Annotated in this window: 13 protein-coding genes and 1 pseudogene; 8 read left to right on the forward strand and 6 right to left on the reverse strand. The window is 43.0% G+C overall.

The window, feature by feature from the left end:
• Positions 1-63 precede the first annotated feature (63 nt).
• On the forward strand, positions 64-735 hold the full coding sequence (locus tag HRQ85_RS11720) for a type 1 glutamine amidotransferase domain-containing protein (RefSeq protein WP_172379682.1): 672 nt from the start codon (positions 64-66) through the stop codon (positions 733-735).
• 151 nt (positions 736-886) lie between these two features.
• Here HRQ85_RS11720 and HRQ85_RS11725 read toward each other — a convergent pair whose 3' ends face one another.
• The 5 genes from HRQ85_RS11725 to rbsK form a co-directional block, all read right to left on the reverse strand.
• Positions 887-2,122: a cysteine desulfurase-like protein gene (locus HRQ85_RS11725; protein WP_172379683.1), complete on the reverse strand. Its 1,236-nt coding sequence runs from the start codon at positions 2,120-2,122 to the stop codon at positions 887-889.
• Positions 2,106-2,762 (reverse strand): 2OG-Fe dioxygenase family protein, encoded by a 657-nt coding sequence (locus HRQ85_RS11730; RefSeq protein ID WP_048607150.1) that lies wholly within the window; start codon positions 2,760-2,762, stop codon positions 2,106-2,108. The genes HRQ85_RS11725 and HRQ85_RS11730 overlap by 17 nt, the downstream gene beginning before the upstream one ends.
• Positions 2,763-3,688: 926 nt before the next feature.
• Positions 3,689-4,702, reverse strand: a complete 1,014-nt coding sequence (locus tag HRQ85_RS11735; protein ID WP_172379684.1) for an aldose 1-epimerase family protein — start codon at positions 4,700-4,702, stop codon at positions 3,689-3,691.
• A gap of 48 nt (positions 4,703-4,750) precedes the next feature.
• Entirely contained in the window at positions 4,751-6,073 is a 1,323-nt protein-coding gene (gene fucP / locus HRQ85_RS11740; protein WP_172379685.1) for an L-fucose:H+ symporter permease, read from the reverse strand.
• An 81-nt stretch (positions 6,074-6,154) separates the two neighbouring features.
• Positions 6,155-7,084: a ribokinase gene (gene rbsK, locus HRQ85_RS11745; RefSeq protein WP_172379686.1), complete on the reverse strand. Its 930-nt coding sequence runs from the start codon at positions 7,082-7,084 to the stop codon at positions 6,155-6,157.
• A gap of 213 nt (positions 7,085-7,297) precedes the next feature.
• Between rbsK and deoC the strand changes: the two genes are divergently transcribed.
• From deoC to HRQ85_RS11760, 3 genes and pseudogenes are all read left to right on the forward strand, one after another.
• The gene (gene deoC, locus HRQ85_RS11750) at positions 7,298-7,957 is read left to right on the forward strand and encodes a deoxyribose-phosphate aldolase (protein ID WP_172379687.1); all 660 of its coding nucleotides are present in this window, start codon (positions 7,298-7,300) and stop codon (positions 7,955-7,957) included.
• Between the two features lie 43 nt (positions 7,958-8,000).
• A complete protein-coding gene (locus tag HRQ85_RS11755; RefSeq protein WP_253918855.1) occupies positions 8,001-8,867 on the forward strand; it encodes a DeoR family transcriptional regulator in 867 nt (288 codons plus the stop codon).
• 427 nt (positions 8,868-9,294) lie between these two features.
• Positions 9,295-9,511 (forward strand): annotated as a pseudogene (locus HRQ85_RS11760) (IS3 family transposase); the annotation flags it as partial.
• Between the two features lie 250 nt (positions 9,512-9,761).
• On the opposite strand, the gene HRQ85_RS11765 reads toward HRQ85_RS11760, so the two are convergent.
• Positions 9,762-10,148: a DUF6575 domain-containing protein gene (locus tag HRQ85_RS11765; protein ID WP_172379689.1), complete on the reverse strand. Its 387-nt coding sequence runs from the start codon at positions 10,146-10,148 to the stop codon at positions 9,762-9,764.
• Positions 10,149-10,460: 312 nt separating this feature from the next.
• Between HRQ85_RS11765 and trxB the strand changes: the two genes are divergently transcribed.
• From trxB to HRQ85_RS11785, 4 genes are all read left to right on the forward strand, one after another.
• A complete protein-coding gene (trxB, locus tag HRQ85_RS11770) occupies positions 10,461-11,420 on the forward strand; it encodes a thioredoxin-disulfide reductase (RefSeq protein ID WP_086969595.1) in 960 nt (319 codons plus the stop codon).
• A gap of 161 nt (positions 11,421-11,581) precedes the next feature.
• The gene (gene cydD, locus HRQ85_RS11775) at positions 11,582-13,366 is read left to right on the forward strand and encodes a heme ABC transporter permease/ATP-binding protein CydD (RefSeq protein WP_172379690.1); all 1,785 of its coding nucleotides are present in this window, start codon (positions 11,582-11,584) and stop codon (positions 13,364-13,366) included.
• Entirely contained in the window at positions 13,359-15,080 is a 1,722-nt protein-coding gene (cydC, locus tag HRQ85_RS11780; RefSeq protein ID WP_132981632.1) for a heme ABC transporter ATP-binding protein/permease CydC, read from the forward strand. The genes cydD and cydC overlap by 8 nt, the downstream gene beginning before the upstream one ends.
• A gap of 235 nt (positions 15,081-15,315) precedes the next feature.
• Positions 15,316-16,719: a hypothetical protein gene (locus tag HRQ85_RS11785; RefSeq protein ID WP_172379691.1), complete on the forward strand. Its 1,404-nt coding sequence runs from the start codon at positions 15,316-15,318 to the stop codon at positions 16,717-16,719.
• Positions 16,720-16,734 lie beyond the last annotated feature (15 nt).

The raw sequence follows: 16,734 nt of genomic DNA on the forward strand, positions 1-16,734 counted from the left end.
CGTCAGCATCTAATTACAGGCATCGTTTCTAAATAAAAAAACAGCAGCTCAAAGGGATGAATCATGAAAAAAATACTAATTCCAGTAACTAACCACGCAACACTTGGCGATACAGACCAAGCGAACGGTACTTACGCTCCAGAACTAACCCACGCTCTGAAAGAGATCATGGCTGCTGGATTCGAATACGACATCGCTTCTATCAATGGTGGCAAAGCCCCACTCTACGGAACGGATATTGAAGGAGATGTGGTTAACGCTGATATCTTGGCGGATGATGACTTCCAGAACCGCATCAACAATACGATTCCAGTAAGCCAAATCAATACTGAAAGCTACTATGCTATCTTCTACCCAGGTGGATTCGGTTTGCTTTCAGATTTAGCAACCAATGAACAGTTCGCTAGCATCGCAGCAAAGCACTATGAAGATGGCGGTGTGATCGCATCAGTATGTCACGGCCCAGCGGCGCTGCTTCCGATTGTATTGAGCAACGGTGAGAAGTTACTAAGTTCTAAATCGGTGACTGGCTTTACACGTGAAGAAGAGATCGACTTTGGCACCATAAACGACATTCCATTCCTACTGGAAGAGTCGCTAGCTCGCAGCGCAGCGCGTTTCAACAAGGTTCAACCTTGGCAAGAGCTTGTGATTGTTGATGAGCGAGTGATTACAGGCCAGAACCCGACTAGCGCACACGCTATAGGCGCAGCTCTGGTTAAACAACTTTCTTAGTTAAATGAATCGCTTTGTTAAATCAATAGCTTAATGGAATAACTGCCGTTGAACAAACAAGCTCAATCAAACAAAAAGAGCATACTTACACCTCAATATTCATGAGAGAAGTATGCTCTTTTCTAATTCTGTCGCTATTAAGTGCTAGTGGCTAGTTACTTCGCAAGATCCCTTCAAGCACATTGAACAGCAAGTCAATCTCTTCAATAGAGTTGTAATGCATACAACCAATACGCACCACACCCTGCTCTTCAATACCCAACTGCTTCACCAACCCTAATGCGTAGAAGTGACCATTCCACACACAGATATTATGCTCACCCAGCTTCTTAGCGATGAACTCTGGAGAATGGTTTTCAAAGGTAACCGCAAAGGTTGGCGTTCTTAGATTCGAGTCAAACTCAGTTTTTCCGTAAAGCTTTGCCCCTTCAAGATCAGACAAGCGTTTAAGGAAGTACTCACTCAGTTGGCTCTCGTGCTTATTATACAGCGCGTAGCTTTGCTCTAAACGAGAACGCAATGAATCGGTTGGCTCACCAAACTGCGCCAAGTAATCCACCGCAGCAATCACACCGGCAAGGCCTTCAAAGCTTTGCGTACCTGTTTCAAAACGGCCTGGGCCAATGTTTGTAGCAGGTTCTACCTTGTAAGGTTTTAACGTGTGTAGCCATTGAGGCGCAACATAAGCAATGCCCACATGCGGGCCGAAGAACTTATAAGCTGAACACGCTAAGAAATCACAATTCAGTTGCTGAACATCAATCAAATGATGCGGTGCGTAATGCACGGCATCGACATAAACCTGCGCACCATGCTGATGTGCAAGCTCAATAACTTTTGCCATGTCGACAATAGAGCCAGTCGTGTTCGAAGCAAACGTCACCGCGACAAGTTTGGTTTTCTCGTTCAGCAGCGACTCAAAATGCGCCATATCCAAACTGCAATCCGACTCGTCTACGCGAACTTGGCGAACAATCGCGCCTTTGTCGTCTGCCGCTTGCTGCCAGCTCGATACATTTGAGTAATGGTCTAACGCCGTGACGATAACTTCATCGCCCTCTTTCCAATCGCGGCTGATCGCTCGGCTAAGTTGGAAGGTCAGCGATGTCATGTTCGCGCCGAACACAACGTTGCCAGAAGACTCCGCATTAAGCAGTGCTTGCGCCGCTTCTCGCGCTTGCTGCATTAAGCTTGTGGTCTTTTGACTAGAAAAATAGTGGCCGCCTAAGTTTGAATTGAAATGCCCTAGGTATTCGGTCATTGAAGCTAAAACATTTTCAGGCACCTGAGAGCCACCCGGCCCATCAAAAAAGGTCACAGGCTTGCCATTATGATATTGACCTAACGCGCTAAACTGTTGGCGCACATCATTAAGAGTGAAGGACATTGCGCGCATCCTTAGCCGTTAGAACAAACACATCCATGTAGCCCATCTCGCCGTGGTCTATGGTACGAATCGGTTGTGCATTGTGCCAAAGCTTACTATCAGCAAGCATTGCCACTTCACCATCGCCTAACACTTTTCTGAAGAACGGTGCTTCGTGGCTATCTTGATAAAGCATCACTTCACCACCCACAATGTTGTGGCGAGTAACACCAATGATCGCGATGTGGTCAAAACCGTCCTGGTGAACACCTTCTGGTGCAACTTGAGTTTCTTCAAAAATAGCGGCAATGCGGATTTGATGGATTTCGATTTCTTGTCCGTCTTCAAGCCCGTTGGTTTCAATAAACAGTTCACACATCTCTTGCATGCCTTCGCTGCTTAGGATTTGTGCTTCAATCGGCTCGAATTGACGAACAACGTCACCTTGAAAGTGATTAATGTCTTCAGACTGAACAAAGTTATGTTTGTCTAGCTCAACGACTTGTCCATTACTGAATTCAACCACTGAGTACCTTCTCAATCGGAACTGGCCATCCGCATGCTCTGTGCTTGGTAGCTTAGAGAATGAAGGTGACAACTCCTTAACCGCGTGGTTACTGAGGTGGGTAATATGTAGGGTATTTTCGTGAGCATGTAACATCATCGACTCCTTAATGATTGTTAATTAACTTTCGATATTTAACGTTTTATTTACATAAAGGATACTTGAAGATCTTGCCAAATCAACATTAAACAATCATTTATCCCGTCAGATTTAATAATTCAGACACTAAATCCAATCGAGAAATAAAAAGCAGTGTATAACACCAGAATAAAAGATGACCAACTCTTAAAACTAGCACACTCCACTAGCTAGTTATAAATCCCTGCAAATTTAAATTTAACGATATTATAAACTAGAAAGCCAAGTTTCATATTGTGTCAGCCCTTTCCCTTTAATACGCCAGCCTCCTTGCCTGAGTTCAGGCATCACACTCGCCATCATTCATTTCTATGCTTTTGCATAACGAAATACGACCTACCTATCAATTGGCAAGCTATTGATTATTTACACAACAAACTGAAATTGGTTAATTTATGAGTACGCCAGAAACCAAACGCCTTTGCTTGCGCGTCTGGAACAGGTCGAGTTCGGGGGGAACTCGGCCGCCCTCAAATCAACTGACTTTCTTTAAACACTTAACTTTCCGACACCAAGCCTTCTTTCCCTATTAAGTTCCAACCCAAAGCAACTATCATCTCTCTAATCAATAAAATAGCTAATTGCCGACGACGCACAACTTCAAATGGCATGCGCCTAATTCGAATCGGTGATTTGGTTTATGTGCAGTGCTTGAAGTGGAATATTGCGAAAGGAATTTACTTAATGGTTTCTGACAACTAAAAACATGAAGCATTTGAAGTCAATCATAACAACAGGCGTTACTTCAGGAGGCTAAACAAAGACTGTATGGCTAATATTTAGCACGTCGATTCAAAAGAACCACACCCAAATCAGAAACAGTCCTTTATAACCGACTGTTTCTGACCCTGCTTTAGCTGCAATATACCTGACATGGTTTCATGTTATAGAACAATCCCCGTAGTCACTGAAAACTCTCTGATTTCTTGTGGTTGTAGGTGAATCAATGTGTTGTTTCTTTCAGCTGCAAGGTAGCCCTCTGGACGACATGTTGCTGGTAGTACGTAAGCTCCTACCTTTTGGTCGCCATTATACAAAATCCAACGGGTAGCATAATTCAGCATGGATGTATCAAACTTAGTAACTAATGTTTTCCCGTTGGCGATCTCCATTTCAAATTGAGCATTCTCAGTGTACTGAGACAAGTCATCCATAAAGTAGACGATTTCAGGGTCATACATGCCTGGGGTTGATAACTGCTGTATTGGTTTTTCTTGTGCTTTTAAAGATTCATTAAAATCTAGCCACTTTGGTGTTGGTTTAACGTGACCAGGAATAGACTCGCGCAATGTTACGGCGCCATCGGGAATGTTTTGCTTCAGTTTAGCATCAGCAAAATAAGCTGTATTCATATGACACATATACTGGAGTGGCATAGGAACCGATGCGAGGTTTTGCACTTTCATTTTAATATCAAATAAAGAGGCATCTTTACCCAACGTGACCGACGGTATCGCCAGGTAATGGTCACCAAACCCCATGACATATTCATACTCACCTTTAATGGTAATTTTCTGCTCATCTATCTCTAACCAAGCCTTATCCATATTCGCACACGGCATTTCGCCATGAAGAGGATGATCATCTTCAGGGCTAGGACAACCATTACGAATTAGCCCCGAGTGAAAAGCAAAACACCCATATGTCGCGACAATTTCCTTGCCTGGTTTTGGTTCAGAAAACATATTTTCCATGCATAAATCTTCACCAAGAAATTTTGCATCCCATATCATTTGCCCCATATAAGGTAAAATAACCAAATAACCCTGAGAGTTTTCTATTTTTAATGCTTCAATTTCTGAATTATATTTAAAACCAGAGACTTTAAACCCTTCAGATTGAATAATAATGTTTTCTTGGCTATTAAACTGGTTTCTTTTTAGCGGTAGAGTATACATTTTAGATCTCCAAAAGAGAAAAGCCACTATAACAGTGGCTTTATTATATTAATTAGCTTGTTCTGTTAATTCAGGTTGCTGTTGGTTTTTGTTTTTCATTTCACCAACAAAGTAATAACCAACATAACCAAAGCAGACAAAGTTCACTAAGAAAGATAATTGCATGCCAACAACGTCAGCGACTAAGCCTTGAATTGCAGGTACAACTGCGGCACCCACAATAGCCATAACAATGACCGCACCCGCCGTTTCTGTGTATTTATTATCAACTGTATCCAATGTGCCAGCATAAATAGTCGCCCAACAAGGACCAAAGAGAACACTCACACCTACCGCAACGTATACCGCGCTGAAATCATGAACTAAAGATACGTAAGCTAAGAACGCCATCCCAATAACCGAATAAGCAATTAACACTTTCTCAGCCGAGAATTTAGTCATCAAGATATTGGCAATAAACTTACCGATAAAGAAACAAACGAAGGAGTACACCATATAGTTCGATGCTGCACGTTCGTTAATATCGGCCATTTCTAACGCTAAGCGTATTGTGAATGACCATACGGCAACTTGCATACCAACATATAAAAACTGTGCAACGATACCTTTTTTGAATCGAGAGTTAGTCGATAGGTACTTCAGAGTTTCACCAATAGAAGGTGCCTTTTTACCGCTTTGTTGAGCCACTTTACATTTAGGGTATTGCGTAAAAGCAAACAAAGTGAGAACACCAATAAGAATAAAAATAATGTACTTATAAGGTTTTAGGGTGTGCTCTAGCATTTCTAAACGAAACGCATGAATTTGATCAGGAGACATTGCGGCCATTTGTGACTCTAGACTAGCACCTTCTTGGAAAATCAGGTACTTACCAAGAAGGATACCGGCAATCGCCCCTACAGGATAAAAAGTTTGGCTGATATTTAGACGCAGTGTTGCGTGTGACTTAGGCCCAAGCATTGAAGAATAAGTGTTCGCTGCGGTTTCTAAGAATGACAAGCCTACTGCAATAGCAAAAATCGCAGCCAAGAACATTGTATAAGTAGCCATGTGAGAAGCTGGGAAGAAAGCCGCGCACCCAAATATATAAAGTGATAAACCAATCATAATCGCTACTTTATATGATGATTTTTTGATCACGATAGAAGCAGGAATCGCTATTAAGAAATATCCACCATAAAATGCACTCTGCACAAGAGCACTGGCAAAGTTAGATAATTCAAAAACGGACTTAAACTGAGTAATTAGAATATCATTAAGCGCCGCAGCACACCCCCATAAAGGGAATAGACAGGATAATAATATAAATTGGAATACGGGTGTTTTATCTAAATATCCATCAGAGCCTTGGATTGTATTATTTTTTATCATTGTAGGGTTCCTTTTAGAACAAGTTATTTTTGGCTCATTAAATATAATGAGCCAGATTAATTGTTATTTCAGTCCATTATATTATTTTTTATTTTTAGCTTCGAACTCTTCAAATTGTTCGATACTAGGGTAAGAGAATTGGGTTCCTTTTTCGGTGACACTGAATGCAGCAAATAGCGAGGCTTTTTCTAGTGACTCTTTCACGTCTCGGGTTTGCATAAAGTAGTGCGAGAAACAACCTATAAATGCATCTCCGGCTCCACTCGTATCCACAGCATTCACTTTTGTTGGCTCAATAAATACTTCTTTACCGTCTTTACTTAACCACAATGCGCCTTTTGAACCCATAGTCACAATGATGTTGTTTAGGCCTTTATTAAGAAGGATCTTCGCGGCTTCTTTTATTTGCTCGACCGTCTCAACAGGCTTGTTCACTAGAATTTCTAACTCTGTTTCATTCGGAACAAAAAAATCACATCGGCATGCATATTCAATATCAAGTTCAGGTACAGCTGGCGCAGGGTTAAGAAGCACGGGGATATTGTGTTTATTGCCAAATTCAATGGCAGCGTAAACCGTTTCAAGTGGTACTTCGAGTTGCAGAACAATCAAACTACATTCAACAAGCGTACTCTCCGCTTTATCAATATCAGCAGGTTTCAGAAACTCATTTGCTCCTTTAATGATCAAGATTGAGTTCTGAGATGTTGGATTAACAAATATTGGAGCAACTCCGCTTGAAGTCTGTGGCACTTTACTGACGTATTGGGTGTTAATTCCATAAGACTGGAAATTTCTGATCGTATTGTCGGCGAACATATCATCACCTACCTTACTAACCATTACGACATCAGCTCCCATCTTTGCCGCAGCAACAGCTTGGTTCGCTCCTTTCCCACCACAACCCATTTTGAATGATGGGGCTTCTAGTGTTTCCCCCTCTTTTGGCATACGTTCCGTGTATGAAATGAGATCGACCATATTTGAGCCGATAACAGCAATTGTTTTCATTTTTTATTCCTCATCAATGTTATGAAACTAACATTAATCTATTTTAACATCTCTTTTCCGAGATCTTTGTCACTCAAATGATGTTATTATCGGCTGCAAAGTGAGAAATCAAGTAGTTGATCACAAACTCAAGTTAACATGGAAACATTACACCTTTAAAATGTTAGAAAAGTAACATAATATCCATCTTAGGATTAAACATAAGGTAATAACATGAATCACTACATTGACCACACTCTTCTACTAGCTAACGCAACCACGTATCAAATCAATAAGTTATGTGATGAAGCACATGAACATCAGTTTTTCTCTGTGTGTATAAGCCCTAGGTTTGTCGAGCATTGTGCTGAACGGTTAATAACATCAAATGTGAAAATTTGCACAGTAATTGGCTTTCCACTTGGCGCAAACACAATGGCAACCAAAGTATTCGAAACTCAAAATGCTATTGCGCTAGGAGCTAATGAGATTGATATGGTAGTGAACATTAGTGATGTGCTTGATGGGAGCTGGGATAGCGTTGAAAAAGAGATAAGAGCAATTAAGGAGGCCTGTGGGTCAATATTGCTCAAAGTGATCTTCGAAACTTGCTTGCTCACTAATGAGCAAATTGTTCAGTTATGTAACATTAGCAAACGTGCGGGCGCCAATTTTGTGAAAACCTCAACAGGTTTTTCGACAGGAGGTGCAACAGTTGAGCATATTAGATTAATGCGTGATACTGTTGGCCAACAAATGGGAGTGAAAGCATCTGGTGGCGTTCGCACAAGAGAAACAGCACAAGCAATGATTGATGCCGGGGCATCCCGAATCGGTGCCAGTGCAAGTGTTGGTATAACCTCTGGCACAACTCCAACGAATGATGGTTACTAATAGCAAGAAACATTCGGCTGTAAAAGGTCGGAAATGGAGAAACATGGTTACGAAGCAGTTAGAAAGACTTCGACGAATTGAAGCATGCCTAAAACACAGCGATAAAATTCACTTAAAAGAAGTCGCTCGCCTTTTAGAGGTGTCAGAAATGACCGTTCGTCGGGATTTAAGCTCCAATGCTGCGCATTCATTTCCTCTAGAATACTACGGTGGATACATCCGCCGTGGTAATCCGATCGTCCATGACGACACATGGGAAGATCAAGAGCCGATCAATGAAGATCGATCACCTTCAACTTTTTCGATTACGTCAAGTAACATGCCTTCAAAAGATAGAGTTAACTCAGTTAACGTTTATCCACCAGCAAAGGTTAACAACTACATATCAACTGTCGTCTCAGATTTTATTGAGATGAATGATGTTGTTTATTTTGATAACGGTGTGCTTAATGCAGATATTATAGGTTCAATTCCCGATCACGTTAAGTTCACCGGCGTTACGGCGTCAATGAATGTTTTTCTTGCTCTGAAGAATAAGCCTAACTGCAAAGCAACCTTACAAGGTGGCGATTACAATGCGTTGCATGATATTTTCATTTCAACATCTAATGACGTATTAACCTCAATGATCTTTCAAAAGGTGTTTATTTCGTCAGCTGGCGTGCACGATAAGTTTGGTGTAACCGCTTCAGACAGATTGGTTTCGAATATCGCCAATTTGGTTATGGAGCGAAGCATGAAGAAGTATCTCATCGTAGAAAAAAAGACCATAAATCAAACGGCAACGTACAAGATTGGGGATTTACTCGATTTCCATTATCTGATTTCTGATGACGCTTTACCCCATAAACTAGAAACAGCCTGTAACGAAGCTAGATTGCAAATATTAACGCCACTATCGAACACCTAACGCTTAGTTATTAAACTCTATAGCTTGTCTTATATAAAAAACTGCTCGTCAGCCAACGAGCAGTTTTCATTTATTTGGGCTATGGCATAGGTAGAGTAAAACTTAGCATTAAAAAGCTTCTAACCAATAGTTCAGACAGGAATAATTACCCATAGCGTTCAATAAACCGGGCAATTCTTTGAATACATGCAGCTTTAAAAGCCTCAGTTCGAGATGAAGTTAAAAACTCAAGTTGACTAGGGGATGTTGATCTTTGTTTGAATTTGGGTCATTGATGGCAATCTCGTATAATTTATTTCGCCAAAAACATACCAAACGACATTGCCGTGCCCCGATTAATCCTCACAGACGAGATGTGCTCGAAGCTAAAAGCTATACTGCTTGATGATAGAGTTTATAACAAGCTAGAACACCGGCAAACAATGGACTAAGACAAAGTATGAGTCGAAAAGGTAATTGCTGGGATAACGCTTGTATTGAAAGCTTCTTCCATTCATTGAAAGTAGAAGCTATCCAATATTAACCCGAGAAAAGGTGCGTCAAACCGTATTTGAATATATGAAGTTGGTTATAACCAAACAAGAAGGCACAGTGTTCTTGAGTATCTAAGTCCAATCAACTTTGAAAAACAGAATGTCGCTTAACCGTGTGTCCAGTGTAGCTGGGGCAGATCAACCCCTATCTCTCTGCAACTTTTAGATTATAAATAAGCAGTTGATTTTAAAGGTTTATTTCTTATTTAAAGCATGGGGAGTCACCTAACTAGGATTGACTGAGACAATTTACTTATTCAGAGCCCCCACCGAAGTTATCCGAAGAGTAAAAATTTCTTCTAGCTTGTAACAAGCTTCTATCCAATTGTGAGCTTCAGAACCCGCAACTCGCCTGCACCCGCTAAAACACACAGGCTTCTTCAAGATCGATTTCAAAATCAATGGGCGGCAGGTTTACTAAGTGCTTGCTCGTATCATTCAGTAAATCGACTTTCGCTGGCTTCCCTACTTCGTTTGTGTAGATAGTCGCTAAATAAAGCTTGTCTGAACGGTGGAACGCATCGTGAAAACTCACATCTTTATTTAACAAGCTGGCCAGCAATGGTTTGGTTACCGGAATGTAAGCCCACTTGATGCACTGCCCGTTGTCATAGTCCCCACTCCAATACACCATGAACCTTTGGGTATTTTCATTCTTAACCGTGAAGCACTTCGGCCCTAAGATGTCTTGATACACTTCCAGTAGTTCCAATTTACCTAGCTGTGTGCCTGTTGGGAGTAAGTTCATCGCTCGTTCCTCATCTTTCTAACGTTGCCTATCAAACATGCATGCAATCTTACAACTAGATACTGTTTTTATATACAGTTATTTTGGCGTATTTTGATATGGCGGTTCGAAATCGAAAAGGCGGCAGCAGTAACCCATAAAGAAGACGGTGGTTTCGCTGATCTTCCAGCCACGAAAACGTTTGTCTCGATTAAGTTCTAAACTATAACGATTAATTACACTTCAGCCCTTGTTTACACTTTTATTGCCTCCATATTTTCCATACAATCCTAAGCAATTATAAATTAAAACAAATTCAATTTCGGAGTCCTCATGAGCGACGTAAAGCACTGTAATTTATTGATTCTTGGTTCTGGCCCTGCTGGCTATACAGCTGCAGTTTACGCTGCTCGTGCAAACCTAAACCCAGTTCTGGTTACTGGTATGCAGCAAGGTGGTCAGCTTACAACCACAACTGAAGTGGAAAACTGGCCGGGTGATGCTGAAGGTTTAACGGGTCCTGCACTGATGGAACGCATGAAAGAGCATGCAGAGCGCTTTGAAACAGAGATCCTGTTCGACCACATTAACGAAGTCGACCTTTCAAACCGCCCTTTCCGTCTTAAAGGCGATTCTGGCGAGTACACTTGTGATGCGTTGATCATCTCAACGGGTGCATCAGCTAAGTACTTAGGTTTAGATTCTGAAGAAGCATTCAAAGGCCGCGGCGTTTCTGCTTGTGCAACGTGTGATGGTTTCTTCTACCGCAACCAGAAAGTTGCAGTTGTTGGTGGCGGTAACACGGCTGTTGAAGAAGCACTTTACCTATCTAACATCGCGTCTGAAGTTCACCTAGTTCACCGCCGTGACACGTTCCGCGCTGAAAAGATTCTAGTTAAGCGTTTAATGGACAAAGTAGAGAACGGCAACATTGTTCTTCACACTGATCGCACGCTAGACGAAGTTTTAGGTGACGACATGGGCGTAACGGGCGTTCGTATTAAAGATACTCAGTCTGATAAAACAGAAGACATCGAAGTAATGGGCGCGTTCATTGCTATCGGTCACCAGCCGAACACTGAAATCTTCAAAGGCCAAGTGGACATGAAAGATGACTACATCATCGTTCAGTCTGGCCTTGAAGGTAACGCGACGCAGACAAGCATCCCTGGCGTATTCGCTGCGGGTGATGTAATGGACCACAACTACCGCCAAGCTATCACTTCTGCTGGTACAGGTTGTATGGCTGCACTGGATGCTGAACGCTTCCTAGATGGCCTTAACGATAAGTAAATCTGAGATTGCAGATTTGATTATCGGTGCTCTCGCCTCAGTAGATGCAGGGCGTCATCACATTTTGTTGTAAATCCCTAGAGCCCAGTGGTATATCCACTGGGCTTTCTTTTGTATACTAGCCGCCCTCAACAAATAATAATTATCATTAAGCCTTCATAATGGATAAGAAAAAACAACGCAGCTTGAACAAGTGGCTTAAGCAACAGAGTAAGTTAGCGAAGCGCTGGCTTATGATTGCGATTAGCCTTGGCGTACTTTCAAGCGTGTTTTTAATTGCTCAAGCAGCTCTTCTCGCCTCTATTCTTCACCAGCTTATCATCGAGAATGTCGATAAATCTGAACTGGTTGGTCATTTCGCAGGCTTGGCATTATCGGTCGTTGGCCGTGCTGGCTGTACATGGGGACGTGAAATCGCAGGTTATCGCTGTGGTGAACAAATCCGTGTCTACATCAGGCAACTCATCCTTGATAAGTTACGCGAGTTAGGTCCTGCTTACATTAAAGGTAAACCTGCCGGTACGTGGGCAACGCTATTGTTAGAACAAGTAGAAGACATGCAAGATTTCTTCTCTCGTTACCTGCCTCAGATGTCTCTGTCGGTAATGATTCCGTTCATTATTTTGGTCGTAGTATTCCCTGTAAACTGGGCAGCGGGTCTGATCTTCTTGATTACTGCGCCACTGGTGCCGATGTTCATGGCATTGGTTGGTATGAAAGCAGCCGATGCAAACCGTAAAAACTTCAAAGCGCTTCAGCGTCTTTCAGGTCACTTTTACGACCGTTTGCAATCAATGACAACCATCCGTCTATTTGATCGTACCAACGCTGAAACAGAAGTATTGAAAGGTGCATCTGAAGTGTTCAGAACGCGCACCATGGATGTGTTGAAAATCGCTTTCTTGTCTTCTGCTGTGCTTGAGTTCTTCACGTCGATCTCTATTGCGATGACGGCAGTTTACTTTGGTTTCACCTACATTGGAGAGCTGAACTTTGGCCACTACGGTGCAGGCATTACGCTATTCGCTGGTTTGTTTATCCTTATCTTAGCGCCAGAGTTTTACCAACCTCTACGTGACTTAGGTACTTTCTACCACGCGAAGCAACAAGCGGTTGGCGCAGCCGAAAGTATTGTCGAGTTCCTAGAAACCGACATCACTAAGGTTAAATCAGGCGACACTCAACTCGATCCGGCTCAAGGCATCAATATTGAAGCTCAAGATCTGAAAGTATTGAGCCCTGACGGTGTTCAACTAGTTGGCCCTATTTCGTTTGCACTGAATACTCGCCAATCGACTGCGTTAGTTGGCCCAAGTGGTGCGGGTAAAACGAGTTTGATCAACGCTATTCTTGGTTTCATGCCTTATGAAGGAAGCTTGAAAATCAATGGCGTTGAACTGCGTGACCTAGACTTGGCCTCTTGGCGTAAAACCATTAGCTGGGTTGGTCAAAACCCGTTGCTACTGCATGGCACAATTCGTGACAACGTCACTCTAGGGAAGCACGATATCACTGACCAAGTTGTCGAGAATGCGCTTGAGCAGTCTTTTGCTAACGAATTCGTAAATGAGCATGGCTTGGATTACATGATTTCTGACCGTTCAGGTGGCCTATCTGTTGGTCAATCTCAGCGTTTGGCTTTGGCTCGTGCAATGATTCAAGACGGCCAATTCTGGTTGTTAGATGAACCCACTGCCAGCCTAGATACTCGCAGTGAGCAGCTCGTGATGAAAGGCATCAACAGCAACATCGAAAGTCGCACTGCCCTGCTTGTGACGCACCAACTTGCTCCTCTTCAATCGGTCGATAACATTCTGGTTATGCGCGATGGTGGTCTTGTGGAACAAGGTCATTACTCTCAGCTCTCGACTGCGGGTGGTTTATTCGAAGAGATGCTAAACGCGAACTTAGCTCAACAAGACAATAAGGGTAATTTAGATGCGTGATTTACTGCCTTACCTGAAACTCTATAAAAAGCATTGGTTTGGCCTATCGCTAGGCATGCTATTGGCTTTTGCTACTTTGTCGGCTTCTATCGGCTTGTTAACGCTATCGGGTTGGTTCATTTCAGCTTCAGCGGTTGCTGGTCTTACGATTGCGCGTGAAACCTTCAACTACATGCTACCGGGCGGTGGTGTACGTGGTTTGGCAATGAGCCGTACTGCTGGTCGTTGGGGTGAACGTGTTGTGAGCCACAATGCGACATTCAAACTACTGACGGATCTGCGTATCTTCTTCTTCAAGAAGCTGGCTCCGCTGATCCCAGGTCGTATCTCAAACCTTCGTGACGCTGACCTACTTAACCGCTTAGTTGCTGACGTCGACGCAATGGACCACGTTTACTTGCGCTTAGTAAGCCCTGTGACAGTGGGTGTGTTGGGTATCTTCTTCCTGACTCTGTTCTTGATGTGGTTCGATAGCTCACTAGGTTTGATCTTAGGTTCTATCCTTCTGATCATGCTGTTGGTTTGGCCAATCTTGTTCTACAAACTGGGCAAGCGTAACGGCGGCGAACTGACACAGAACAAAGCGGATCTTCGTGTGACTACGCTAGATTGGATTGAAGGCTACAGCGAACTGACTCTGTTCGGTGCGGAAGAGCGTTACCGTAATGCGATTCTAGAAACACAACACAAGCTGATGGCGAATCAGTTTGTGAACGCTAACCTAACCGGTATGGCTTCAGCAGCGCTAATGCTTTTCAATGGTTTGACGCTTGTTCTTATGCTTTGGCTTGCGGCTGACGGTGTGGGTGGTAATGCACCAGACCCGTTCATCGCGCTAATGGCGTTCGCTACTATGGCAAGTTTTGAATTGTTGATGCCAATTGCAGGTGCGTTCCAGCATTTAGGTCAAACTCTGTCTTCAGCACGTCGCTTGAACGAGGTTATTCTGTCAGAGCCTGAAGTTCAGTTCGCTGAAGAGAAGCTCGACATCAACAAGCCGCTTGATATTACGTTCTCAAACGTGACGTTCAACTACCCTGACTCTGAGCGCAGTGTTCTGAACGCTGTTGACCTAACTATCCCAGCAACGAACAAGGTTGCGATTGTGGGTCAAACGGGTTCTGGTAAATCGACACTGATTCAGCTTCTAACTCGCTACTGGGATCCGAAAAAGGGTTACATCTCTATCGCGGGCATTGAGCTGACACAATGGAACGAATCACAACTTCGTGAATCTATCAGTGTGGTAAGCCAGCGTGTCGACATCTTAAACGGCACTCTGCGTGACAACTTGTTGATTGCAAAACCAGACGCCAATGATGATCACCTAGCTAACATCCTTAAAGACGTTGGCCTAGAAAAGCTGCTTGAGAATAACGCACTTGATAGCTGGTTAGGTGACGGCGGTCGTCAACTGTCTGGTGGTGAGAAGCGCCGTATTGGTATTGCGCGTGCAATCCTTCATGACGCCCCTATCCTGCTTCTTGATGAGCCAACAGAAGGCTTAGATAAGCAAACTGAGCAGAGCATCATGGCGCTGTTCGAGAAGCACTTTGAAGGCAAGACAGTTATCTTCATTACGCACCGTTTGATTGGTCTGGAATCGATGGATTCTATCGTTCTGATTGAACAAGGCGAGATTGTAGAAAACGGCTCTCACGAGACACTGTTGAACGAAGAAGGACGCTATTTCCAACTTCGTCAGGCAATCTAACCCCTTTATAGCTTCTCTTTAAGCTATAAAGAAAACCATTCAAAGCCCGAGTTCATACTCGGGCTTTTTTATGCCTGTAATTCTAGTCCGAACAACCCTCAACCAATAACCTAAACAAATAACAATCTACTAATTTGTAAGTCACGCTAATACATTGCTTACAAAAGCTTACTAAGAACAAATGCCATTTCTTGTAACATGCAGGCTTTATAGCTTGCAGATAACTTGGTCCCCTATGGTATACAAACTCACAATTCCAACTCTTGTTCTGACTACGATGCTCACTGCATGCGGCGGCAGCGACAGCAATAACACGAGCGCGTCAAAGAATGTAATCGATGCATCAAGCGCTAGCTCAGTGGTTAGTTTAGGAAGCAATTACTCACTAAAATTCAGCGTGAAATCGATTGCTGCGGGTACAGACAAAAACGTGAACATTGATATTACTCAGTATGGTAATAATCTAAAATCTAGCGGCAGCTTCGCACAAGTTCACGGCATTCCTGAGCGCAATTATAAAACCCAAAATGATGCTGATATTACCTTCTCTGTAACGGCAACAGACTCAGCGGGTAAGACGTTCGACGTTGAAAACTTCAGTATTTACTACGAAAACTTTAACTCAACGACCACCCTTGAAAAGCTTGCGATTGCAGAAGTTGAAAACAACATAAACAACGTCATTCGATGGAAAAAATCGGACACAGTGACCATCAATAAGCAATTCATTATTGATAGCATAGGCGTCAAATTTAATATCGACCAAATGAGGCCTATGAACCTCTATGTTCGTGTTGGCAACACTCTAAGCAATGGTATCCAATTTGTTCCATCCTTCGCGCAAAGTGCCTCAGAGGCATTCGCACGAGTGCCTGCAACTGACTGTTCTGTAATCTCAAATACAACGGGTGACCTGCTTGCAAACGGCATCAAGCAACGAACTTGCGTAGAAGCTCATGGCTATAAGATCCCACTGTTGATCGAAGATAAATCTCAAAACAATTCGGAAGCAAAGGTCGCTCACGTTAAAAACATCATGCAATACTACCTTGATAACTTCCCCGCTGAAGTGACTAAGGCAATTTACGACAGCAAAGCTGCGATGGCATTTCTATCAGATGGCAACTGGGACAAGAGAGTTGGTGACTTCTTAGAAGAAAATTACCGCTTCCAAGATCTATTCGCGACTGAAACCACAGACACGACAACAGGCGAGAATAAGCCAGGTCTAGTGACTCAACGAGACGCTGCGTTTGAAGAGATCATTCACTTTGTTCACGATTACGGTGTGATGAACCTAGCGGTACAATCATCTTCATCGAAATGGGCTACGATGCAAAAAGAATTAGATGTGCTCAATGAGAAAGCGATTCTTTCAGGCTCTTACTTTCCAAACGGTAAAGACTCTACGATTGTCGAAGCGGATTTAGACGCAGAGTCATACGACCAAGAGTACCTAGCCTATTCTTTGTATGCCTACTACGACCTGAACTATAAGGGTTACAACGCGCAAGAGTTAAGTTCAGCAACGTTCACAGAGCTACAAGCGAACGACCCTGCGATGGTGAAATTTATGGAGCAGTACTTCCCGACTCGTGCGGCCCTTAAAGCTAAGTTTCCAGGTTACCCGAATAACTAGTTTGGGTCACAACTC

Origin of the sequence: Vibrio sp. Vb339, from assembly GCF_902751245.1 — a bacterium.
GTDB lineage: Bacteria > Pseudomonadota > Gammaproteobacteria > Enterobacterales > Vibrionaceae > Vibrio > Vibrio coralliirubri.